A 21,585-nucleotide genomic window follows, 5' to 3' on the forward strand; every position below is an offset into this window, starting at 1 on the left:
CGCACAGCCCAAGTTGCCACGGCGCAACTACCGGAGTGTTAACCTTACCGGTGGAATTGTTGAAATCGTCTTTAATTGATATGAGCTGGGTATGAGTGATGCATCGGTTCACGCGCAGGATACTGGCGCGCCTTCGTCCGGGGGCAAATTCGGGTCGGTGGACCTGCCCAAGGTATCCATTGTAACGGCAACTGCGCTCGCAGTCGCCGACATGATCGGCACGGGCGTCTTCACGAGCCTCGGCTTCCAGGTCCGCGATATCCCTTCAGGCTTCTCGCTGCTCATGCTGTGGGTCGTCGGCGGCCTTGTGGCGCTTTGCGGTGCATTGTCATATGCAGAGCTTGCCGCAGCCTTTCCGCGCTCCGGCGGCGAATACAATTTCCTGTCGCGCACGTTCCGCCCCGCCGTCGGCTTCATGGCCGGATGGATTTCCGCCACCGTCGGCTTCGCCGCACCGGTTGCGCTCGCGGCCATGGCGTTCGGCCAGTATTTCGCGGGTGTTTTCCCCGGCGCGCCGGTCCTGACGCTTGGCGTCGTTCTGGTGATCACCGTATCGATCGTGCATCTGATGGGCGTGAGGACGGGAAGCGTGCTTCAGAACATATCGACCTTCATCAAGCTCGGCCTCATCGTCGGCTTCATCGCGGCCGGCTTCATATGGGGCAAGCCACAGCCCATTTCCTTCGCGCCGTCCGGGGCCGATTTGGGGTATCTGACGAGCGCGCCCTTCGCCATCAGCCTCGTTTTCGTTCTCTATGCCTATTCGGGCTGGAATGCCGCAACTTACATCTCGAGCGAGATCAAGGAGCCGGAAAAGACCCTTCCGCGCGCGCTTCTTTATGGGGTGCTGATCGTGACCGCGCTCTACGTCGCCCTCAACGCCGTGTTCCTCTACACGACGCCGATCGGCGAACTCGCCGGCCAGATCGAAGTCGGCTTGATCGCCGGGCGGCACATCTTCGGCGAAACGGGAGGCCAGATCGTCGCCGCGCTCATCTGCCTGGGACTGATCTCGGCGGTCAGCGCCATGACGTGGATCGGGCCACGCGTGGCGCAGGCCATGGGCGAGGACAATCCGATGCTCGCCGTGTTCGCGAAAACGTCGAGCAATGGCGTGCCGGTCAATGCCATCGTGTTCCAGCTTGTCGTCGCGGCGGCGCTGCTGTTGACGCAGAGTTTCGAGACGGTGCTCGAATTCATCCAGTTCGCGCTCACGCTCTGCTCTTTCCTGACAGTCCTCGGCGTCATCGTGCTGCGCATTCGCCGCCCGGACCTGCCGCGTCCCTACAAGGCCTGGGCCTATCCTCTGACGCCCGTCTTCTTCCTCGGGGTGACGGGGTTCGTGCTTGTCCACCTTCTCATCGAGCGGCCCGGACAGTCGCTCGCGAGCCTCGGTCTCATGATCACGGGGCTTCTTCTCTACGCAGTTTCGGCAAAGTTCAGCGCGGCTCTCAGCAAGGGAATAGCTTGACCATGATATTCCGTTTCCCCGTCAGATCCTTCATCGCCGGCATTGCATTGTTGACGGCCCTGCCCGGCGCTCTCATGGCCGCCGACGGTCAGGCGCAGACCGATATCGCGCGCGTGCTCGCCGGTATCCAGCCGTCGGAAAATTCGCCGCTTCAGGTCGTGGCGAAGGATGCCGCGTTCAAGAAACATCAGGCTTTCATGGACACGAGCTGGAAACAGCTCGAAGACAAGCAGCTCTCGAAGGTGCGCGGCTGGTCTTCCGATAACGTGAAGCAGCAGGAGCCGACACTCTATTACCTGTTCTCCGGCCCCGACTATCTTTACGCCAATGCGTTTTTTCCGAAGGCAAAGACCATCATCATGGCGGGGCTTGAGCCCTCGGGTTCGATCCCGGAGCTTTCCGACCTGACCGTCAGGACGGCGAATAACGAACTGAACGGCACCCGCGCCGCGCTCGGCAACCTCCTGAAGCACAGCTACTTCATCACGAGCGAGATGGGCCATCAGCTTTCGCGCCGCAAGCTGTCGGGTACGCTGCCGATCATCTATGTATTCGCCGCCCGCTCCGGCAAGGAGATCAAGGATGTGAGCCTTGTCGCGCTCGACCGCGAAGGCAAGCTGCACGCGGCCGACGAACCGGGCATAGACTCCGCCGCCAAGGGCGCGAAGATCGTGCTCGCGGGCGCGGATGGCGAAGAGCAGACGATCTACTATTTCAAGACCGACCTTTCCAACAAGGGTGTGCAGGCAAGCGGCTTCCTGAAATTTCTCGAAGGCTACGGCCAGGGCGACGCCTTCATCAAAAGCGCGTCCTACCTGCTGCATAATCCCGGCTTCTCCGACGTGCGCGACTTTCTCCTGAAGCATTCGGCAGCGCTCGTGCAGGACGACACCGGCATCCCGGTGAAGTATCTCGACGCAAACTGGCAGCTTCAGCCGTTCGGCACCTACCTGGCGCCCATCGCGCAGTTCCGCCACGCGCAGCAGCCGAAGCTCGTCGACCTTTTCAAGAAGGGAAGCAAGGGACCGCTCGGCTTCACGGTCGGCTATCGCTGGGGCAAGCCGTCGAACCTGTTGCTGGCGGTAAAGGCGCCGCCGCGCTCCTGAGCGGCGTGCGGCGGCGGAACGCCCCCACATCGAACTGTCTTCAAGGCGACGCCGCCTCTTCCGGGGCGGCGTTTTTTTATTCGCCTTTCGGTTTAGCTTGCGTCCCATGCGTTGCGCGAATGACTGTTATGCAATAATTTAGTTTCGTCGCAACGAGCGGAGCCAGAATGACGGCACGGCGATTTCGCAAGCTTCTGATCGCGAACCGCGGTGAGATCGCCTGCCGGGTCGTGCGCACGGCGCGCGCGATGGGGTATCGCACGGTGGCCGTGTTCTCCGATGCGGACGCCGACGCCCTGCACACCCGCGCTGCCGACGAAGCCGTTCGCATCGGCCCGCCGCCACCGCGCGAAAGCTACCTCGACATCGACCGCATCCTCGACGCCGCGACGAAGACCGGCGCAGGCGCCATCCATCCAGGCTACGGATTCCTTGCCGAAAACGCCGACTTCGCGGAGGCGTGCGAAGCGGCGGGGCTGGTGTTCGTCGGGCCGCCCACGCATGTCATCCGCTCCATGGGCGACAAGGCGGCGGCGAAAACCATCGCGGAGGCGGCGGGTCTGCCGTGCGTTCCGGGCTATCGCGGCGAGGATCAGGCCGATGGACGCCTCATCGCCGAGGCGGTCGCCATCGGTTTTCCTTTGCTGGTAAAGGCCGTCGCGGGAGGCGGCGGACGCGGCATCCGCGCGGTCCATGCGGCGGCGGAATTGCCGGACGCGCTTCAAGCGGCACGGCGGGAGGCGAAGGCCGCGTTCGGCGACGACCGGCTGATGCTGGAAAAGCTGATCGAGCACCCTCGCCATCTCGAAGTGCAAATCTTCGGCGACGATCACGGCAATGTCGTTCATCTCTTCGAGCGCGACTGCTCCACGCAGCGGCGGCGGCAGAAGATCGTCGAGGAGGCGCCGAGCCCCGTGCTCGCGCCCGCGCATCGCGAGCGGCTGACGGGCTATGCGGTCGCGCTGGCGAAAGCGGCAGGCTACCGCAACGCGGGCACGGTGGAGTTCATCGCAGACGCGGAGCTGAATTTCTATTTCCTCGAAATGAACGCGCGCCTCCAGGTGGAGCATCCCGTCACGGAAATGGTGACCGGCGTCGATCTTGTAGACTGGCAACTCAGGATCGCCGCCGGGGAGCCTCTGCCGCTCCGCCAGAGGGAAATCGCGATCCGCGGGCACGCCATCGAGGCGCGGCTTTGTGCCGAAGACCCTTATGACGGCTTTCGCCCGCAGACCGGCATGGTGGTCCACTTCGCGCCGCAGGAAGGCGGCTCCATTCGCTTCGATACCGGCGTCGAGACGGGGAGCGAGGTTTCGCCGTGGTACGATTCGATGGTGGCGAAGGCCATCGCGAAGGGACGAGATCGCACCGAAGCGGCGCGCAGGCTCGCCACGGCGCTGGAGGATGCCCCGCTGCTCGGCCTTCTCAACAACCGTGAATTCCTGATCGCGCTCCTGCGCAGCGAGGCGTTCGAGCGCGCGGAAATCGCCACGACGACGCTCGACGACTGGGCGCATTTGGCGGCGGGCGATGAAGCGTCGCCATTCGCGCAGGCTCGCCCCGCACCGTTGCACTGGGCGCTCGCCGCCGCGCTTCATGCCGAGGGCAGCGGCGGCGCGGGCGAATGGTTCTGGTCCGGCAGCGCCTTCGATTTTTCGCTCACCCTCACTTGCGGCGTCGAAACGAAGCGCCTCACCTATACGCGTCCGCGCTCCGGCCCGATGACGGTTGCGGTCGGCGGCGATCGGGTCGACATCGCGCTGATCGAGAATGCGCCGCCCCGTATCGTTTTCGAGGCGGACGGCGTCCGGCGGCGCGCAACGGCGGCATGGGGCAACGCAAAGCTTCATCTCGCCATCGCCGGCGCAGCCTTTGCCTTCGCGGAGCCGGACCACGCCCGAGCGGACGACGTGGCGGACGCGGGGCGCATCGCCGCTCCCGTCGCGGGCCTGCTCGTGAAGGTGCTGGCCCAACCGGGGCAGGCCGTGGCGGCGGGCGAGACGCTGGCGCTCATCGAAGCCATGAAGATGGAAACGCGCGTGACAGCGCTTGCGCCGGGCCGCATCGCGGCGGTGCATGCCGGCGCGGGCTCGCAGGTGGCAAGCGGCGCCCTGTTGTTTGAAATAGAAACGGAGGATGCGCCCGCAGATGTCCGATAAAGCCATCCTCACCTGCGCGCTGAACGGCGTGCTCACCGACCCGCGCCAGCATCCGATGATTCCGGTAACGCCGGAGCAGATGGCGGCCTCCGCCCGTGAAGCCTGGAACGCGGGCGCGGCTATCGTGCATATCCACTTCCGCGCGCAAGGCGAGGGCCTGGGCCACCTGCCGAGCTGGGAGCCGGCGGTCGCGGCGGCTGCCGTCGATGCGATCCGCGCGGCGTGCCCCGGCATCGTCGTCAACCAGACGACAGGCACGGTCGGCCCCGACATTTCCGGCCCGGTCGCCTGCATCAAGCGCACGCGGCCCGAAATCGCGGCCTGCAACGCGGGCAGCCTCAACTATCTCAAGCTCCGCTCTGACGGGCGCTGGGCGTGGCCGCCGCTGCTTTTCGACAACCCGGTGTCGAAGGTGCAGGGCTTCCTCGATGCCATGGCGGAAGCGGGCTCGCTGCCGGAGTTCGAATGCTTCGATGTCGGCATCGTGCGTTCGGTCGGCCTTTACGTCGAGAACGGTATGGCGAAGACCGCGCAGTACAACTTCGTGATGGGCGTCGCCTCGGGCATGCCGGTTGACGCCGACCTGCTCGCGCTGCTGCTGAAATATCGCCGCGACGGCGCGCTCTGGCAGACGACCCTCATCGGCCGCACCGAAATCTGGCCCGTTCATCAGCGCGCGGCGGAACTCGGGGGCATGCTGCGCACCGGCCTCGAAGACACATTCTACCTGCCGAACGGCGATAAGGCGAAAAGCAACGGCGCGCTGATCGAGGCGCTGGCCAAATGTGCCACGAGAGCGGGGCGCGAAATCGCCTCGCCCGAAGAAGCCAGAACAATGATGAGCCTGGGAGGATCGCATCATGAGGAGGCAGGAACCGGCGCCGCTTGAGGATGAGCCTTTCGTTTCTCCGCCCCGGCGCTTCCTCGAAACGGCGGCGCGGCGCGGCGATGCGCCCGCCTATTACGTGCGCGATGCGGAGAGCTGGACGCCGACGCCATGGAACATCTTCCGCGATGAGGTGCGTCGCGCGGCGCGGGCGCTGGTCGCGCTCGGCGTGAAGCCGGGCGATGCGGTCGGCATCATCGGCTACAATCGTCCCGAATGGGTCATAATGGACATCGCCGCCATGATGGTCGGGGCGAATGTCGCGGGCATCTACTTCACGGCGTCGGCGCAGGACGCGGCCTACATCATCGAGCATTCGGAATGTGCCGTCGTGCTTGCCGAGAAGGAGGAGCACTTCCGCCGCATCGCGAGCCAGCGGGAAGGATTGAGCCACCTTCGGCACGTGGTCATGATGCGCGGCGCGGACGCGCCGGACCCGCTGCAAATGACGTGGGACGCGTTCATGGCGAAGGGCGACGACCGTTTCGACGCGGAGGTCGAGCGGCGCTTGCAGGCGATCCAGCCGAAAGATATCGGCTGTCTGATCTACACCTCCGGCACGACCGGGCCGCCGAAGGCCGTGCAGATCAGCCACGACGCGCTCGCGAAGACGGCGGCGCTCGTGCTGAAGCTGTTCGACGTCACCGGCGGCGACCGCACGATTTCGTATCTGCCGCTCGCGCACATCGCCGAACGCATTCTCACGATCCATTTCCAGATCATGGTCGGCAATGCCGTCTACTTCGCGCGCGACGTTTCGAGCCTCGGCGAGCATCTGCCGGAGGTGCGGCCGGACTTCTTTTTCGGCGTGCCGCGCGTTTACGAGAAACTGGCCAGCGCCGTGCAAGGCAAGCTCGCGGCTGCAAGGGGACCGAAGGCGAAGATTGCGCGGTGGGCGCTTGGCGTCGGTCGGGAATGGCACCGCAAGGAACAAGCGGGCGAACCCATCGGCCTGAAAACCGCGCTGGCCAAAGCCGTGGCATCGCGGCTTTTCCATCGGAAGGCGAAGCGCCTCATCGGCCTCGACCGCGCGAAGCATCTCGGTGTCGGCGCCGCGCCGATCCCGGAGGAAACGCTGCGCTTCCTGACCGGCCTCGACTTACCCGTGCGCGAACTCTGGGGACTGTCGGAAAGCGCGGGCGTCGGCACCACGAACCTGAAGGGCGCGACAAAAATCGGATCGGTCGGCAAACCCTATCCCGGCCTCGATCTCAAGATCGACCGCGACGGCGAAATCCTCATACGCGGGCCGTACATGTTCACGGGCTACGCCAAAGACCCCGAAGCGACCGCGCTCACTTTCACGGAGGGATGGCTGCGCACCGGCGATCTCGGCCGCGTGGATCTGGACGGCTACGTTTACATTACGGGCCGGAAGAAGGACATCATCATCACATCCGGCGGCAAGAACGTCGCGCCCGCCAACCTTGAAATGGAACTCGTGGCGCTTCCGCTCGTCGAACATGCCATCGTTTGCGGCGAGCGGCGTCCCTATCTCGGCGCGCTGATCACGCTCGACAAGGCGGTTGCCGAGCGCTTCGCGAGCGAGCGCGGAATGGCCGACGGCCCGGCGCTGATGGAAGCAATCCGCGAGGAGATTCAGGAAGGCATTCACGCGATCAACGCGCGGCATTCCCGCGTGGAGAATATCCGCCGCTTCGCCATCGTGCCGGAGCCGCTGTCCATCGAGAACGGCGATCTCACGCCCACGCTCAAGGTGAAGAGGCAGGCTGTGATCACGCGGTTGACGCCAGTGGTGGACGGCCTCTATCGCGAAAACGAGAAGGTTTGAAAGCCCCCCGGTTCAACGGCCCAGCTAGCGGATGAGATTTTGCAGCGCATCGCCCCGCTCGCGCCTCTGTGCCCGGGCTGGCACCACGGAGGCGATCCATAGCCCTAGGACGAGCGCTGCGAAGAACACGGACACCTTGACCGTCGCCGTCGTCAGGATAACGATTGCCGGCCCGGGGCAGATGCCGGACAAGCCCCAGCCCACGCCGAAAATTGCCGCCCCGATGACGAGCGACAGCGTGATCGGGCGCTTGCGGTCCGGGATCGAAATAGGACCGCCGAGCGCCGCATTTCTGACGCGCCGCGCCAGTGCGAAGGCCGGGAGGGTGACGGCGATCGCGCCGACCATCACGAACGCGAGCGTCGGATCCCAGTTGCCCGCGACGTCGAGAAAACCGAGGACGCGGTTCGGATCGGTCATGCCCGAAATGACGAGGCCCGCGCCGAAGATGAAGCCGAAGATCGCTGACGTTATCGCGCGCATTCAAGCCCCCGCAGCGAGATGGCGAACGATGAAGACGGTGACTGCCGCCACGCCGATGAAAGTCAGTGTCGCCACGAGCGAGCGCGGCGACAGGTTCGAGATGCCTGAAACGCCATGGCCGCTCGTGCAGCCCGTGCCTAGCGCCGTGCCGAAACCCACAAGGACGCCCGAAATGGCGAGTGTCGTCACGCTGGCTGGAATGTCGCCGGTCGGACTGCCGACCGGGTTGATATCAAACGCGGACACATAGGGGGCAACGGCTGGGAGGGCGAACCCGGCCGCGATGAGGCCGAGGACGAAGGTCCACCGCCAGACGCCCGCCTCGCCTCTTATCGCGCCGCCGAGAATGCCGCTGATGCCTGCTACCCTGCCGTTGACGAGGAGCAGCCCAGCCGAGGCCGCCCCGATCAGGGCGCCCCCAATGAGTGCGTTCGATATCGATGCCATCTCGCTAATCCTTATAGCGCTTCGGTTCGTCGAATTTGTAGCCGATGGCGAAGCCGACCGAAACTTCGGAAAGCCGAATGTTCGCTTCGCCACCGCCGAACGCGGCGAGCGAGTTCCGCCCTTTCACCTCGGTTTCGGGCGCGTAGAACGCGTAGCCGCTATATTCCCACTTCTTCGACGCGGATTCCCAGGTGAAGCCAGCCGTGAAATGGCTTTGCACCGTCGCGGGCGCAAGGATGTTGAGGAAAGTTTCCTCTTCGCGGATCACCTGGTTCGTATAGGCATAGCCCGCGCGGAGCTGCAATTGCTGCGTCGCCTGCCAGTTTGCGCCGATGCGGAAAACGTTGGCGTCCTTCCAGTTGAAGCCTGGGCCGTCGCTGCTGCCTAGCGCCTTGCCGCTGAACAGCGTGGTGAGGCCTGCGTTACCGACCGCGTCGATGCTGCTGTAGTTGATGAACTGGTATTCGCCGGTGAGATCCACACGCGGTGTCAGCTTATAGGCAAAGCCCACGCCGAAATTCTGCGGGGCATTGAAGCTGCCCTGATCCGCGAGCAGCCCGCTGTAAGCCTTGAAATCCTGAAACGCCGTCTCGGAGGCATATGTCGCGCCGATGGTCAGGCGGTCTGATACATGGCCCTGATAGCCGATGCGCGCGCCGATGCCGAAAGCTTCGTCGGTGCCCTTATTCGTGAGCGATAAAGGCTCTGACGAGGAAGCGGCGAAGCCTGTCAGCCCTTTCGCGCTGAAGCGCTGATAGGCCAGGTTGACCGACACGCCGATGGAATGACCGGGCGCGATTTGATAGGCCGCCGTCGGTGAAATGAAGAACTGCTCGAAGCTGAAACCGGTTGTCTGGTTGCTGAAGAACGGGTTCTTCTTGTAGCTCGAACCGAGGCCGTTGCCGTAGGCGGCGATGCCGAGCGCGAGATCCGGCGTCACCTGCGTGACATAGCCGACCTGCGGGACGAGATAGTCCTGACGGGCGTTGCCGTCGTAATTGCCATTCAGACCGTAGCCATTCCCCGTGATCGTCGCGCTGCGGTCGGGGCGGAACCATTCGGCGCCGACATCGAACCGGTTGCCGAGGAACAGCGCGGAAGCCGGATTGCTCGCGATGGCAACCGCGTCCTTCGGATATGCGATGCTTGCGCCGCCGATACCTTCGGCCTGAATGCCGTAGCCGTTGAAGAAATAGCCCTCGGTCGCGGATGCCGGTGCGCTCAAGGCGACAGCGGCTGCAAACAGCGCCGGAATCGCGCCGCTCATTTTATTCTGAAAAGACATGCCCCAATTCCTCTCGTGTGCCCCAAGCGGGGAACCGCCGTTCTCCCAAGGACGCGAGAAGCCTTTGCCCGAGGCTTGATCGCCAGGCGGAACCCGGGTCGATACCGGTTCAAGATGACCGGCCCCGCCGGAATTTAAGCAGATCGGCCAAAGTTATTCCATCATGTCCATATATTTTATCAATAAAAAGAAGCGCTTTTTCACCTCTTGGCGCACGGCGCTGACAAAAACGCGCGAAGCAGTCCCGATGATGAAATCGGTGCCCCGGCATTCGCGGCGAAATGAAAAACCATCTCGACTTGCCTGCGTGCCCGGCGCTGCGGAACCTCACTTGGCCCATTTCGTACAAAAGGCCTTGGGCGGTTCACCGACGTGTAAGAAACGCGACAGCGCGTCGCGTGCCGAGACACCGCCAGTCCCGATTTTAGAAGCGTTCTGGCCTGTGGCACGGTCATTGCTTCACCGTTTTCAGAAAGCCGCTCGAACAGCGGCGCATCCGGGGCACGGGCCGCATCGGCCTTCACCCTCCATGCGGCGGGCCTTTACGAGGATCGATGATGTTTGACGCAGAACAGCTTGCAGACACCGGCGAAGGCCAGAACAAGCCGCTGAACGATTTGCTCCAGAAGATTGCCGCCAGCAAAGGGTGTGAGACGAAGGCCGGACCGGGGAAATCCGGTTGCGGCTCGACGGGTACTGAAAGCACGCTTCCGCCGGAAATCTGGGAAAAGGTCAAGAACCACCCCTGCTACAGCGAGCAGGCGCATCATCACTTTGCGCGCATGCATGTGGCGGTGGCTCCCGCCTGCAACATCCAGTGCAACTACTGTAACCGCAAATACGACTGCGCGAATGAATCTCGCCCGGGCGTGGTGAGCGAGCGGCTCACGCCCGAACAGGCCGCGAAGAAGGTGTTCGCTGTTGCCTCAACCATTCCGCAGATGACGGTGCTCGGCATCGCCGGGCCGGGCGATCCACTCGCCAACCCCGAGAAAACCTTCAAGACATTCGAACTCGTCGCGCAGACCGCACCCGACATCAAGCTGTGCGTCTCGACCAACGGCCTCATGCTGCCGAAGCTCGTCGACCGCATCTGCCAATACAACATCGATCACGTCACGATCACCATCAACATGGTCGATCCCGAAGTCGGCGCGAAGATCTATCCCTGGATCTTCTACGAGCACAAGCGCTACACCGGCGTTGAAGCGGCTCGCATCCTGTCGGAAAACCAGCTTCGCGGCCTTGAAATGCTGACCGAGCGCGGCATCCTCTGCAAGATCAACTCGGTGATGATCCCCGGCATCAACGACGAGCACCTCGTCGAGGTGAACAAGGCGGTGAAGGCGCGCGGCGCCTTCCTGCACAACATCATGCCGCTGATCTCCGCGCCCGAGCACGGCACCGTTTTCGGCCTGAACGGTCAGCGCGGCCCGACAGCGCAGGAGCTGAAGGCGTTGCAGGATGCGTGCGAAGGCGACATGAACATGATGCGGCACTGCCGTCAGTGCCGCGCCGACGCCGTGGGCCTCCTTGGCGAGGACCGCAGCGACGAGTTCACGACAGAGAAGGTCATGGCGATGGAAATCGACTACGATCTCGAAGCGCGCAAGGCGTATCAGGCGAAGGTGGAGGCGGAGCGCGACGCGACGCAGGCCGCGAAGGCGGACGAACTGGCGAAGCTCGCTGGCGAAAAGAGCGACATCGCCATCCAGATCGCGGTTGCGACAAAGGGTAACGGCCGCGTCAACGAACACTTCGGCCACGCGACTGAATTCCAGATCTACGAGGTTTCGACGGACGGCGCGAAGTTCATCGGTCATCGCCGCGTCGATCTTTACTGTCAGGGCGGTTTCGGCGACGACGACAAGCTCGAAACGGTGATCCGCGCGATCAACGACTGCACGGCTGTTTTCGTGGCCCGGATCGGCACCTGCCCGAAGGAAGGCTTGCTCAAGGCCGGCATCGATCCGGTCGATCGCTTCGCGCATGAGTACATCGAGCAATCTGCGCTTGCATACTTCAAAGAATATTTAGAAAAAGTCCAATCTGGCGAAATCGTGCACGCCGCGCGCGGCGATGCGGATATTCGGCAGGGTGCCTTCACCGCGGCCTAGCCGCCCCGACCCAGACCCATAGACAGGAGTTGAACCCTATGGCTTACAAGATCATCGCCTCCCAGTGCACCGCTTGTTCGGCCTGCGAAGCCGAGTGCCCGAATGCCGCCATCAGCGTGAAGAAGGGCGTCTACTTCATCGACCCGGCGGCTTGCACCGAATGCGTGGGCCACTTCGACGACGCGCAGTGCGCGGCGGTTTGCCCGGTCGAAGGCACGTGCGTTCCGGATCCGGCTCATCCCCGTTCTGCGTAAGGATTGAAGGTATGAACCTGACGGTTACTCCAGCAGCAGAAAAAGTGATCCGGCGATTTCTTCGCTTCGACGGCAAGCCCGGTAGCGGCTTCCGTCTCAAGGTGGCGCCGGGCGGTTGCTCCGGTCTTTCCGCCGAATTCAGCGTCGAGGCCGAGCCTCGAACGGACGAAGCGGTGATCGAAATCAACGGCCTGAAACTTTTTCTCGGTGCCGAGAGCCGTCTTCTTCTGGAGGGGGTGACGATCGATTTTTCCGACACCCCACTTCAGTCGGGTTTTGTCTTTCACGATCCGAAGCAGCAGGCTGGCGGTTGCAGCACCGCCCAGCCGGTGCTGTTCGACATTACCGAGCTTAAGATCCAATAAGTTTTTCCGCTTCTCCGGAGGCGGAAAGACATCTTTTTCGAGACCGTTCGCAAGAGTGCGGACCATAAGGATGGACATGAGTCCTGCAATCGAGTTCGGCAAAGGGGAAGCGCATCCGATGGAAGATGCGCTCCTGACCGCCGCGCTTCTCGGTGCGGGCCTCCCCGAGAAGGCGCAGCGCTATCTGGATCTCGCCGCCGCCTCGTACCAGAACGCGGAGGTTGCCGAAACCCACCTCCTCAAGGCGAGGCAGGAAGCGCCGGACCATGCGGCGGTGCTGATCGGGCTTTACCGTTTCTATTTCTACAAGAACCGGCTGGAAGAGACGCTGGAAATCGCGCAACAGTGCATCCGCAAGGCGGCGCGCGATCTGGGCCTTCGCGACGACTGGCGGCTCGTATCCGCCCACGATGCGCAGTTCGGCGACTTCGGGGCCATGCTGCCTCGGTTTTTCCTGTTCTCGCTGAAAGGATATGCGTATCTCAATATGCGGCTCGGGGAGATGGACGAAGCCCGTGCCGCCGTGTGGAAGCTTCTGGAACTGGACCCGACCGACAAGATCGGCGCCAGGGTGTTGCAGGGCGTGCTCGATCGTATGGGGCAAGACGATGACGACTGACGCTGACACCGACATCAACGAAGCGATCGACTGGCAGGGCCACGCGGTCGCCTGCAAGGGCTGCCGTCATCGGGATCTTGCCGAGGAAGAACGCTGCAAGCTGCGCCACGCCTGCGTGAACGACCGCTATGCACGCCGCGTCGACCGCTTCTTCGACTGGAACCGCGAGTTCGCCAACCACTATCTCAACCACCCCTATTTCGAGGTGCGCGCCATCGCGGCGAAGCACGCGGACATCTTCCGCCTTCCCGCTCTTCTGAGCGATCCCGATGAGGCTGTTCGCTGGAATGCCGCAAGACGCCTGCCGAAGCGTTACCTCCTCAACCTGCGCGGCGACCCGCATCGCGAAGTCCGCATACGCGTGGCGCAGCTTGTCGACCCGACCGATCTTTTCGGCATGATGCGCGACGAGGATTATTACGTGCGGCTTGTGGTGGCGCGCCGCGTCGCACCCGACGAGCTGGTGGCGATGATCTCCGACGACGAGCCGGAGGTGCGCCGCGTCGTCGCCCGTCGCATCGATGCCGACATGCTTTGGCGGCTTGCGACCGACCCGGACGACGGCGTGCGCCTTGAGGTGGCGCGCCGGCTTTCGCCGCCTGAACTCGCCGGCTTTTACCGCGATCCCGATTGGCGCGTGCGTTACGAAGCGGCGAGCCGCATGATCCCCGGTATGCTTCAGGCCATGCGCGATGATCCGGACGAACTCGTTCGCGAACTCGTTCTGAAACGGATCGACGCGCAGATGGCGACCGAATTCGAAGGCAACGTGGTGCTGTTTCCGTCCGCCGGTGCTCCCGAAAAAACGCGCGAGGCTTCAACATGACGAATATCAGCCGCGACAGCGACATCGTCGAACTGAACGACGCGCCGTATTTCTATTATGGCGACAAGGTGCGCTCGAAGAAGGTGGTGCGCAACGACGGCACCTATCCCGGCAAGGAAATCGGCGAAATCCTCTGCCGAAAGGGCGAGGAAGGCTTCGTCGTCAGCATCGGGACATTTTTGCAGCAATTCTATATCTATGGCGTCGAATTCATCGAAACCGGGCATCGCGTGGGCATGAAGCGCAGGGAACTCATGCTCGTTGACGATCCCGATGAGGAAGAGACGCCACAAGAAGGAACGAACACATGAACGCGCCGAAATTCCAGTGGGGCCAGATGGTCAGCGCCGCACAGGATCTTTTCAACGACGGCTCCTTTCCGGACGCGCCGCAGGACAGCCTGCTTGTCGCCGCCGGCGAAAAGGGCGAGATCGTCAATGTCGGGATGCATGTCGAGACGAAGACGAACATCTATCTCGTCGAATTCAACGAAAAGATCGTCGTTGGTTGCTTCGAGGGCGAAATCAGCCCCTTGTAGCGGCCGCCAGCCACAAAACGGCTCCGGGGAGCCAGGGAGAATTCAATGAAGGTCATGATCCGCAAGTGCACCGAGGGCAAGCTTACGATCTACGTGCCCAAGAAGGATCTGGAAGAACCCATCGTCGAGATGGAAAAGCCCGAAATGTGGGGCGGCGTCATCACGCTCGGCAATGGCTGGCGTCTCGAATTGCCGGATCTGCCTGTGGACACGAAGCTGCCGCTCACGGTCGAAGCGAAAAAGCTCGCTGATTGATCATGCCATTTTCTGCTGAAGACCTTGCGGGCATCGATGCGGTTCTCTCGGCGGCGGACGCGGGAGCGGAGGCCATATCGGCGCTTCGCGCCCGGTTTCCCGGCCTTTCGATCACGCTTTGCGATCCGTCCGACGTCGACACGGAAGACCCGTTCAAGGAATACGAACGTTTCGATCTGCATCTCGTGAACGGCGCGGGGCATTGCTGGCAACTCACCACAGACCCGAACGCTGCGACAGGTATCGTTGTAGTAAAGAAAAAGCATTCTGCCTGAGTCTTATTTTGATTCTCGCGAGCTTCAACTTTCGATAACGAAAAGCTGAAGCAGGGTTTACTGGCATACCATCTCCATATCTGACAAAAATCAAACAAGACCTGCGAACAAACGTCGCGGTGAATGTCAGAAGAAGGAGATGCAAAATGTCGGAACGGGTTTTGGTTCATGTGCGCTTCACGCCGAACGGCCTCGTTACAGAGATCGGCGAACGCCCGGCAGGCGTCAGCGCACAGGCGTGGTTCGACCGCCTCAGCAATGGCGGGTTCCACTCGTACCAGCCGCTTTCGGGCGGACGCGGCGTGTTCCGTCTGCATCCCGCAGAACTCTCGTCGCATAGGGCGGCATCGCTCAACTGAGCGGAGGAGAAATCGTGACGAACGTGGTTGAGACGATACGCGAGGGACTGAACGGGGGAACCGTCATTCCTTACCTCGGGCCGGGTGTCCTGAAACTGGCCGGACCATCCGCTGTTCCCGAGTCTCCCGAAATCCTCGTGGATCGCCTCACCGCCAAAGCGACCGTGCCGCACAAGATTCGCAAGAACCTCACGGCAGCGGCTCAGTTCATCGAAAACTTCAAGCACCGGAAGACCGTAGCCGCCGCGATGACGGAGGCGTTCCGTTCGAACATGCCGCCGACGGCGCTTCACCGCTATCTGGCCTCGGTCCCGGCGCTCAAGCTTCTCGTTCACGCGTGGTACGACGACTTGCCCCAGAAGGCGCTCAGGGGCCGTGAAGGCTGGAGCGTGGTGCAGGGCGTCAGCCAGGCGGAATATCACGGCTCATGGTATCATTTCTTCAACGCGGACGGCACGCCGGGCTCCGCCGATGCCGCCGCCGCGAGCGCGCCACTGCTCTATCAGCCACTGGGTTCCGTGGCTCCGGCCTCGAATTTCCTCGTATCGGACTCGGATTTCGTGGAAGTGCTGACCGAAATCGATATCCAAACACCCATCCCGGAGGCCGTGCAGGACATCCGCAAGGGACGCAGCTTCGTTTTCCTCGGCTGCCGGTTCAACACGCAGCTTGAGCGCATCTTCGCGTGGGAAATCATGAAGCGGTCGTCGGACAAGCACTGGGCCGTGCTCCCCGAGACGCTCACGCGGAATGAAGAGCGCTTCCTCGAAGTCTATAATGTCGAGCGCATCGCCATGCCGCTCGAAGAGTTCGCGGCGCAACTCACCGGTGTCGGCGAGCGTCCCTACGAACCAGCGCTTGCAAAAGCGTCCTGACGAGCAGGATTGCGCCGACGGAAAAAGCCAATTCGGCGGCTGAAGGTAGCCGTTCGGACTGCGGCTGTTTGACTGCGGCCATGGGAATCGGAGCGCATCGACGCTCCCGGCTTGCCTCTCCCAACGGGAGAAGGGTAGGGTGAGGGGCAAATTGCAAGGCCCGCATGCCCCTCATCCTGACCTTCCTTACCAAGGAAGGCGGCGGCCTGTCGAGCGGCGGCCGTGGAGAATGCACCAATGCCGCTGCCAGTCTCCGTTATCGATTCCCTCCTCGCCGAAGATACGCCCGATGGCGATCTGACGACGCTCTCGCTCGGCATCGGTGGCCGTCCGGGGCGCATGATGTTTCGCGCGCGCAAGGCCATGACCGTGGCGGGCATCGAAATAGCCGCCGCGATGATCCGGCGAGCCGGCGCGGAAGCGCAAATCGTCGCTCGATCCGGCACGCGCGCTGCGGCGAGCGACCTGTTGCTGAAGGCGCGAGGCAACGCCAATGCCTTGCATGCGGCCTGGAAATCGTCGCAAACGCTCGTGGAAATCCTTTCCGGCATCGCGTCGGCGGCCCGCAGTCTCGTGGATGCGGTCGAGGCCGTCGATCCGGCCATCCGCGTGGCATGTACGCGCAAGACGGTGCCGGGCGCGCGGCGGCTTTCGGTGATGGCCGTGCGAGCTGGCGGGGCTGTGCCGCATCGCCTCGGGCTGTCCGAAACGATCCTCGTGTTTCCCGAGCATCGCGCGTTCATGCCGGACGCCAACCTGGCGGACATCGCCGACAGGCTCCGCCGCGAGGCTCCGGAAAAGAAGATCGGGGTCGAGGTCAAGAGCGTGGAAGAGGCGGGGGAGGCCCTCGACGCCGGGTTCGACATCGTTCAGCTTGAGAAATTCGAACCGGGCGAAGTGGCAGATGTGCGCTCCCTCGCGGACGCAGCCCGCTCCCGTGCGCTCCTTGCTGCGGCGGGCGGCATTCATCCCGACAACGCGAGCGATTATGTCCGCGCGGGTGCTGGCCTCATCGTCTCGTCATGGCCGTATACAGCGCGCCCGGCCGATGTTGCCGTCGCCATCGAGGCGGACGGTTAGTCTGGAGCGGCCCGGAAATCGGCATCGATGCGACGCTGAAAAGCCGATACCGTCCCAAATCTACAGCGCGTTGGGCCCCGTCTGATTTGCCTCGTAACATTGCAGGGCGTCGTGTGCTCCCCGCGTCGCCACTGGCTTTATTGGAACGCGGGTTCCCATCGCTCTTGATTCCCGCAGCGAAGTAACTTTCGCGCGCCCGTTGTCGCTCAGCTTCCCGGGCGGCCCGTCTTCAACGGTCGCCGCCGCTTGCCGCGCAGCTTCGGCTCATCGTCGCCGTCCTCGCCTACAATGATGGTCTTGCCGGGTTTGAGCGTCTTCAGGTCAGGCGCTGGACGCGACGGGACGGGCTTGCCGCCCGGGAGCGGGCGTTCGGTGTGCGGCCCCATTTCGTCCAGCGATGGCTTGTGCGGCCGCGACAGCGGCGAGGCGCTTCTCTGTTTCGACGCGTTTTCCTCACGCGAACCGGCCTCCCCCCCGCCCGAAAGCGCTTTTGCCGGCAGCCCCCATTGCATGTTGCGGCTTTCGCGGCTCGACGCAGCAGGTTTCGCGATGCGCGAGCCGGAATCGGCATTCGCTTCGGTGGCGACTTCGTTCGCCTCGGCGGCGGCCTGCCAATCCCGCGGCGCGTCCGAGCCTTCGCCCGTTGTGAACAGCGGGCTTTTCGCCAGCGCCGCCCCGGCCGCCTTTTTCTCGCCCGCCTTGAGCTTGCCGCGTTTCCTGCCCGCGCCTTCGCCGGTCGTCTCGGCGACATCGACACCGATCTGCGGCACCCAGGATGTGCGCCAGCCGCCGTCGTAGCGGCCCGCCCGATCCTCGACCTCGGATTGACGCGCGAGCGGGTCGTCCATGATCGTCATCTCGACGTCGCGCAAGCGCTTGACCTCGTCGCGGAGCCGCGCCGCCTCTTCGAATTCGAGGTTCGCCGCCGCCTCGCGCATCCGCTTTTCGAGGTTCGCGATCACGGCCTGAAGGTTGTGGCCGACGAGCGGCGTCTGCGCGCCCTCCGCGAAGCCCGCGTCCACGGTCACGTGGTCGCGCTCGTAAACACTGGCGAGAATGTCGCCGATATTCTTGCGCACCGATTGCGGCGTGATGCCGTGCTCTGTGTTGTACGCCATCTGTTTTTCGCGGCGGCGGTTCGTCTCCGCGATGGCGCGCTCCATCGAGCCGGTGATGCTGTCGGCGTAGAGGATCACGCGGCCGTCCACGTTTCGCGCCGCGCGGCCGATGGTCTGGATCAGCGACGTTTCCGACCGCAGGAAGCCTTCCTTGTCGGCATCGAGGATAGCCACCAACGCCACTTCGGGAATGTCGAGGCCCTCGCGCAAGAGGTTGATGCCGATCAGCACGTCGAACGCGCCGAGCCTCAGGTCGCGGATGATCTCGATGCGCTCCAGCGTGTCCACGTCCGAATGCATGTAGCGAACCTTGAGGCCCTGCTCATGTGCGTATTCGGTGAGGTCTTCGCTCATGCGCTTCGTCAGCGTGGTGACGAGCACGCGATAGCCCCGCGCGATCGTCTTGCGACATTCGTCGATGAGATCGTCGACCTGCGTCTTGACGGGACGGATTTCCACCGGCGGATCGATGAGGCCCGTCGGGCGAATGACCTGCTCCACGAAGACGCCGCCCGTCTGCTCCATCTCCCATTTGCCGGGCGTGGCCGAGACGAACGTGGTCTGCGGGCGCATCGCGTCCCACTCCTCGAAGCGAAGCGGGCGGTTGTCGATGCAGGACGGCAGCCGGAAACCGAACTCGGCGAGCGTCGATTTGCGCCGGAAGTCGCCCCGAAACATGCCGCCGATCTGCGGCACGGTGACGTGGCTTTCGTCCACGAACACGAGCGCATTGTCGGGCAGGTATTCAAACAGCGTCGGCGGCGGCTCGCCGGGCGCGCGGCCCGTGAGCCAGCGCGAGTAATTTTCGATGCCGTTGCAGGAGCCGGTGGCCTCGATCATCTCGATGTCGAACTGCGTACGCTGCTCCAGCCGCTGCGCTTCGAGCAGACGGCCCGTCGCGTTGAAGCGCTGCAACTGCTCCTGAAGCTCCTGCTGAATGCCCCGGATCGCCTGGTTGAGCGTCGGCTTCGGCGTGACGTAATGTGAATTTGCGTAGATTTTGACGAGCGCGAGATCCTGGGTCTTCTCGCCCGTCAGCGGATCGAACTCCGCGATGCTCTCCACTTCGTCGCCGAACATGGAGATGCGCCACGCGCGGTCCTCCTGGTGAGCCGGAAAGATTTCGATCGTGTCGCCGCGCACGCGGAAATCGCCGCGCGCAAAGCTGACATTGTTGCGCTTGTACTGGATAGCCACGAGGTCGGCGAGAATCTGCCGTTGCTGGATGCGGTCGCCCACCTGAATGGTGAAGGTCATCGCCGAGTAGGTCTCGACCGAGCCGATACCGTAGATGCACGAGACCGACGCGACGATGATCACGTCGTCGCGTTCGAGCAGCGCGCGCGTCGCGGCGTGACGCATCCGGTCGATCTGCTCGTTGATCGACGAGTCCTTTTCGATGTAGGTGTCGCTGCGTGGGATATACGCTTCCGGCTGATAATAATCGTAATACGAAACGAAATACTCGACCGCGTTATCCGGGAAGAAGGATTTGAACTCGCCGTAAAGCTGCGCCGCAAGCGTCTTGTTGGGCGCGAGAATGAGCGCCGGACGCTGCGTTTCCTCGATCACCTTTGCCATGGTGAAGGTCTTGCCGGACCCCGTGACGCCGAGCAGCACCTGTTCGCGTTCGAGCCTGGTGACGCCTTCCACAAGCTCGCGGATGGCGGCGGGCTGATCGCCGCGCGGCTCGAAGTCCGACTTGATGACGAAGGGTTTGCCGCCCTCGCTCTTCTCCGGGCGCGGGGGCCGATGCGGCATGAACATCGGCATGTTTTCGCCGGTGAGCAGCGGGTGATCGCCGATGGGCGGCAGTTTGCCCTGCATATGCGACGGCAGCGGCATCGCGCCGGTCGGCTTGAGGTTGCGCAAGGCCGGGATAAGATGCGCGGTGCTTTCGGAGGTGTAGGCGACGTCGTGCTCGAACGCTGCCTGCGGGGCTTCCTCGAAGCCGCGACGGGTGCCCGATTTCGCGCCCGATGTCTTCGCTTTTCCGGCCGAAGCCTTGACCGATCGCGTCTTTTCCATGTGCCTTATATGCCATTGGAAGGTGGGTTCGGCTAGATCGCGGAGCGTTGAACGCCGTTTTCAATGGCGTCGCCACGCCATAGGACTTTAACTTAAGTCGAAACTGTCTTAAAACCTTCGCAGTTTTGCGTTGGGGGCACGGGGCGAAGCGATGCTGGGGCTACGGGTTGCGTTTTCTTTTCTCGTCATACTGGTGGCGGGGACTGCGTACGGTCAGGATATGGCCAATCTTGGTATATTGACCGGGTCGAAGACTGGGACCTACTTCCAGTTCGGGAACAACATCAACACAATCGTTTCGAAGGTCTGCAATACTCCCGTCGTCGTAAAGGAAACCGGCGGTGCAATTGACAACCTGAAAAAGCTCCGCCTTGAGCCTTTTGTCCAACTGGCGCTCACTCAACATGACGTTCTTTCCTTTGTCCGCCTTTACCGGAAGGACGACAAGGAGCTTCAGGAGTATGTGGACCGTTTCCGATATGTCTTCTCGCTCTATCCTGAAGAAATCCACATCGTCGTGAGGAGAGACAGCGGCATAAAATCGATGAAAGATCTCAGGGGCAAGCGCGTCGCAACTGGCGCGTCGAACAGCGGGACACAGGTTACGTCGACGCTGCTGTTCGGGATGCTGGACATTCCGATCTCGCCCGTGATGATCTCGCCGGACCAGGCGCTGGACCGACTTTTCGTAGATTTCTTCGACGATGCTTCCATCGACGCATTCGTTTCCGTCGCGGGCAAACCGACGAAGCTGCTTTCATCGAACGATGCTCGCATGCAGCAACTGACGCTTTTGCCTATCGATGACCCGCGCGTGTTCGAACTTTACAAGAGCGCGGGCTTTTCGGCGGGAGACTATCCTTGGCTCGATCACGACGTCCCAGCCGCCGCCGTGCTATCGGCGTTGATCACATATGATTTCAAGGGAGCGAACTGCGACAATGTCTCGATGATGGCTCGCCAGATCCGCTCGAATCTCGATGAGTTGCAGCGGATCGGACATCCCAAGTGGAACGAGGTGAAACTCGACGAGCCGATTCCAGGCTGGGAGCAATATAAATGCGTGGTCGCGCGCTCTAAGGTGCGCACGCGGCCCGGCGAGCCCTGCAAGTTCGTGGACAGCACGGCGGCGGCTTCCGTTACCGTGCCCGCTCCGGTGGCAAGCCCGAGAAACGATCCCTGCAAGGATCTGACCGGAGCCGAAAAGAAAATCTGCGAGATCGCGAATCGGCAGGCCTATCGCTAAA

At 62.8% G+C, this 21,585-nt stretch carries 22 protein-coding genes; 18 read left to right on the forward strand and 4 right to left on the reverse strand.

Annotation, left to right across the window (positions count from 1 at the left end):
* The first annotated feature begins 91 nt into the window (after positions 1-91).
* From QM659_RS13830 to QM659_RS13850, 5 genes are all read left to right on the forward strand, one after another.
* Entirely contained in the window at positions 92-1,471 is a 1,380-nt protein-coding gene (locus tag QM659_RS13830; RefSeq protein WP_415188855.1) for an APC family permease, read from the forward strand.
* Positions 1,468-2,577: a hypothetical protein gene (locus QM659_RS13835; RefSeq protein ID WP_415188856.1), complete on the forward strand. Its 1,110-nt coding sequence runs from the start codon at positions 1,468-1,470 to the stop codon at positions 2,575-2,577. The genes QM659_RS13830 and QM659_RS13835 overlap by 4 nt, the downstream gene beginning before the upstream one ends.
* Before the next feature lie 167 nt (positions 2,578-2,744).
* Positions 2,745-4,736 carry an acetyl/propionyl/methylcrotonyl-CoA carboxylase subunit alpha gene (locus QM659_RS13840; protein WP_415188857.1) on the forward strand — a complete coding sequence of 664 codons (1,992 nt, stop codon included), beginning with the start codon at positions 2,745-2,747 and terminating at the stop codon, positions 4,734-4,736.
* Positions 4,726-5,625, forward strand: coding sequence for a 3-keto-5-aminohexanoate cleavage protein (locus QM659_RS13845; protein WP_415188858.1), 900 nt, complete (start codon positions 4,726-4,728; stop codon positions 5,623-5,625). Before QM659_RS13840 ends, QM659_RS13845 begins: the two co-directional genes overlap by 11 nt.
* A complete protein-coding gene (locus tag QM659_RS13850) occupies positions 5,597-7,414 on the forward strand; it encodes an AMP-dependent synthetase/ligase (RefSeq protein ID WP_415188859.1) in 1,818 nt (605 codons plus the stop codon). The genes QM659_RS13845 and QM659_RS13850 overlap by 29 nt, the downstream gene beginning before the upstream one ends.
* A 24-nt stretch (positions 7,415-7,438) precedes the next feature.
* Here the strand turns inward: QM659_RS13850 and QM659_RS13855 are convergent, their stop codons facing one another.
* From QM659_RS13855 to QM659_RS13865, 3 genes are read right to left on the reverse strand one after another with little or no spacing between them, the layout of a single operon-like run.
* The gene (locus QM659_RS13855) at positions 7,439-7,897 is read right to left on the reverse strand and encodes a DUF6691 family protein (protein WP_303483694.1); all 459 of its coding nucleotides are present in this window, start codon (positions 7,895-7,897) and stop codon (positions 7,439-7,441) included.
* Positions 7,898-8,344: a YeeE/YedE family protein gene (locus tag QM659_RS13860; protein ID WP_415188860.1), complete on the reverse strand. Its 447-nt coding sequence runs from the start codon at positions 8,342-8,344 to the stop codon at positions 7,898-7,900. It abuts the gene before it with no gap.
* A 4-nt stretch (positions 8,345-8,348) separates the two neighbouring features.
* Entirely contained in the window at positions 8,349-9,629 is a 1,281-nt protein-coding gene (locus tag QM659_RS13865) for an OmpP1/FadL family transporter (RefSeq protein ID WP_415188861.1), read from the reverse strand.
* A 557-nt stretch (positions 9,630-10,186) separates the two neighbouring features.
* Between QM659_RS13865 and nifB the strand changes: the two genes are divergently transcribed.
* From nifB to modD, 12 genes are all read left to right on the forward strand, one after another.
* Positions 10,187-11,746, forward strand: a complete 1,560-nt coding sequence (nifB, locus tag QM659_RS13870) for a nitrogenase cofactor biosynthesis protein NifB (RefSeq protein ID WP_303488108.1) — start codon at positions 10,187-10,189, stop codon at positions 11,744-11,746.
* Positions 11,747-11,784: 38 nt separating this feature from the next.
* The gene (locus tag QM659_RS13875) at positions 11,785-12,000 is read left to right on the forward strand and encodes a 4Fe-4S dicluster domain-containing protein (protein WP_127079423.1); all 216 of its coding nucleotides are present in this window, start codon (positions 11,785-11,787) and stop codon (positions 11,998-12,000) included.
* A gap of 11 nt (positions 12,001-12,011) precedes the next feature.
* Positions 12,012-12,365 (forward strand): HesB/IscA family protein, encoded by a 354-nt coding sequence (locus QM659_RS13880; protein WP_303483688.1) that lies wholly within the window; start codon positions 12,012-12,014, stop codon positions 12,363-12,365.
* Positions 12,366-12,441: 76 nt separating this feature from the next.
* Entirely contained in the window at positions 12,442-12,984 is a 543-nt protein-coding gene (locus tag QM659_RS13885; protein ID WP_415188862.1) for a hypothetical protein, read from the forward strand.
* Positions 12,974-13,810 carry a 4Fe4S-binding leucine-rich repeat protein gene (locus QM659_RS13890; RefSeq protein ID WP_415188863.1) on the forward strand — a complete coding sequence of 279 codons (837 nt, stop codon included), beginning with the start codon at positions 12,974-12,976 and terminating at the stop codon, positions 13,808-13,810. The genes QM659_RS13885 and QM659_RS13890 overlap by 11 nt, the downstream gene beginning before the upstream one ends.
* Positions 13,807-14,121, forward strand: a complete 315-nt coding sequence (locus QM659_RS13895) for a nitrogen fixation protein NifZ (protein WP_127079417.1) — start codon at positions 13,807-13,809, stop codon at positions 14,119-14,121. The genes QM659_RS13890 and QM659_RS13895 overlap by 4 nt, the downstream gene beginning before the upstream one ends.
* Entirely contained in the window at positions 14,118-14,348 is a 231-nt protein-coding gene (locus QM659_RS13900; protein ID WP_127079415.1) for a nitrogen fixation protein NifZ, read from the forward strand. The genes QM659_RS13895 and QM659_RS13900 overlap by 4 nt, the downstream gene beginning before the upstream one ends.
* 45 nt (positions 14,349-14,393) lie before the next feature.
* Positions 14,394-14,603 carry a putative nitrogen fixation protein NifT gene (gene nifT / locus QM659_RS13905; protein WP_013420975.1) on the forward strand — a complete coding sequence of 70 codons (210 nt, stop codon included), beginning with the start codon at positions 14,394-14,396 and terminating at the stop codon, positions 14,601-14,603.
* Positions 14,604-14,605: 2 nt separating this feature from the next.
* The gene (locus QM659_RS13910) at positions 14,606-14,878 is read left to right on the forward strand and encodes a DUF6129 family protein (RefSeq protein WP_303483678.1); all 273 of its coding nucleotides are present in this window, start codon (positions 14,606-14,608) and stop codon (positions 14,876-14,878) included.
* 146 nt (positions 14,879-15,024) lie between these two features.
* Positions 15,025-15,237: a hypothetical protein gene (locus QM659_RS13915; protein WP_127079411.1), complete on the forward strand. Its 213-nt coding sequence runs from the start codon at positions 15,025-15,027 to the stop codon at positions 15,235-15,237.
* A gap of 14 nt (positions 15,238-15,251) precedes the next feature.
* A complete protein-coding gene (locus QM659_RS13920) occupies positions 15,252-16,112 on the forward strand; it encodes an SIR2 family protein (RefSeq protein WP_415188864.1) in 861 nt (286 codons plus the stop codon).
* A gap of 237 nt (positions 16,113-16,349) precedes the next feature.
* Positions 16,350-17,192, forward strand: coding sequence for a ModD protein (modD, locus tag QM659_RS13925; protein WP_415188865.1), 843 nt, complete (start codon positions 16,350-16,352; stop codon positions 17,190-17,192).
* Between the two features lie 206 nt (positions 17,193-17,398).
* Here the strand turns inward: modD and uvrB are convergent, their stop codons facing one another.
* Positions 17,399-20,338: an excinuclease ABC subunit UvrB gene (gene uvrB, locus QM659_RS13930; protein ID WP_415188866.1), complete on the reverse strand. Its 2,940-nt coding sequence runs from the start codon at positions 20,336-20,338 to the stop codon at positions 17,399-17,401.
* 151 nt (positions 20,339-20,489) lie between these two features.
* Between uvrB and QM659_RS13935 the strand changes: the two genes are divergently transcribed.
* Entirely contained in the window at positions 20,490-21,584 is a 1,095-nt protein-coding gene (locus QM659_RS13935) for a TAXI family TRAP transporter solute-binding subunit (RefSeq protein WP_415188867.1), read from the forward strand.
* Position 21,585: the final 1 nt, after the last annotated feature.

The sequence above is a fragment of the Rhodomicrobium sp. genome (assembly GCF_047605405.1).
In the GTDB taxonomy this organism is placed as follows: Bacteria; Pseudomonadota; Alphaproteobacteria; order Rhizobiales; family Rhodomicrobiaceae; genus Rhodomicrobium; species Rhodomicrobium lacus.

Excerpts from the sequence above, each read along its gene's own strand:
- QM659_RS13935 (WP_415188867.1), top strand. The coding sequence starts at position 20,490 with ATGCTGGGGCTACGGGTTGCGTTTTCTTTTCTCGTCATACTGGTGGCG.
- nifT (WP_013420975.1), top strand. The coding sequence starts at position 14,394 with ATGAAGGTCATGATCCGCAAGTGCACCGAGGGCAAGCTTACGATCTAC.
- QM659_RS13850 (WP_415188859.1), top strand. The coding sequence starts at position 5,597 with ATGAGGAGGCAGGAACCGGCGCCGCTTGAGGATGAGCCTTTCGTTTCT.
- QM659_RS13915 (WP_127079411.1), top strand. The coding sequence starts at position 15,025 with ATGTCGGAACGGGTTTTGGTTCATGTGCGCTTCACGCCGAACGGCCTC.
- QM659_RS13880 (WP_303483688.1), top strand. The coding sequence starts at position 12,012 with ATGAACCTGACGGTTACTCCAGCAGCAGAAAAAGTGATCCGGCGATTT.
- QM659_RS13830 (WP_415188855.1), top strand. The coding sequence starts at position 92 with ATGAGTGATGCATCGGTTCACGCGCAGGATACTGGCGCGCCTTCGTCC.
- modD (WP_415188865.1), top strand. The coding sequence starts at position 16,350 with ATGCCGCTGCCAGTCTCCGTTATCGATTCCCTCCTCGCCGAAGATACG.
- QM659_RS13890 (WP_415188863.1), top strand. The coding sequence starts at position 12,974 with ATGACGACTGACGCTGACACCGACATCAACGAAGCGATCGACTGGCAG.
- uvrB (WP_415188866.1), bottom strand. The coding sequence starts at position 20,338 with ATGGAAAAGACGCGATCGGTCAAGGCTTCGGCCGGAAAAGCGAAGACA.
- QM659_RS13900 (WP_127079415.1), top strand. The coding sequence starts at position 14,118 with ATGAACGCGCCGAAATTCCAGTGGGGCCAGATGGTCAGCGCCGCACAG.
- QM659_RS13845 (WP_415188858.1), top strand. The coding sequence starts at position 4,726 with ATGTCCGATAAAGCCATCCTCACCTGCGCGCTGAACGGCGTGCTCACC.
- QM659_RS13840 (WP_415188857.1), top strand. The coding sequence starts at position 2,745 with ATGACGGCACGGCGATTTCGCAAGCTTCTGATCGCGAACCGCGGTGAG.
- QM659_RS13855 (WP_303483694.1), bottom strand. The coding sequence starts at position 7,897 with ATGCGCGCGATAACGTCAGCGATCTTCGGCTTCATCTTCGGCGCGGGC.
- QM659_RS13885 (WP_415188862.1), top strand. The coding sequence starts at position 12,442 with ATGAGTCCTGCAATCGAGTTCGGCAAAGGGGAAGCGCATCCGATGGAA.
- QM659_RS13860 (WP_415188860.1), bottom strand. The coding sequence starts at position 8,344 with ATGGCATCGATATCGAACGCACTCATTGGGGGCGCCCTGATCGGGGCG.
- nifB (WP_303488108.1), top strand. The coding sequence starts at position 10,187 with ATGTTTGACGCAGAACAGCTTGCAGACACCGGCGAAGGCCAGAACAAG.
- QM659_RS13865 (WP_415188861.1), bottom strand. The coding sequence starts at position 9,629 with ATGTCTTTTCAGAATAAAATGAGCGGCGCGATTCCGGCGCTGTTTGCA.
- QM659_RS13895 (WP_127079417.1), top strand. The coding sequence starts at position 13,807 with ATGACGAATATCAGCCGCGACAGCGACATCGTCGAACTGAACGACGCG.
- QM659_RS13910 (WP_303483678.1), top strand. The coding sequence starts at position 14,606 with ATGCCATTTTCTGCTGAAGACCTTGCGGGCATCGATGCGGTTCTCTCG.
- QM659_RS13875 (WP_127079423.1), top strand. The coding sequence starts at position 11,785 with ATGGCTTACAAGATCATCGCCTCCCAGTGCACCGCTTGTTCGGCCTGC.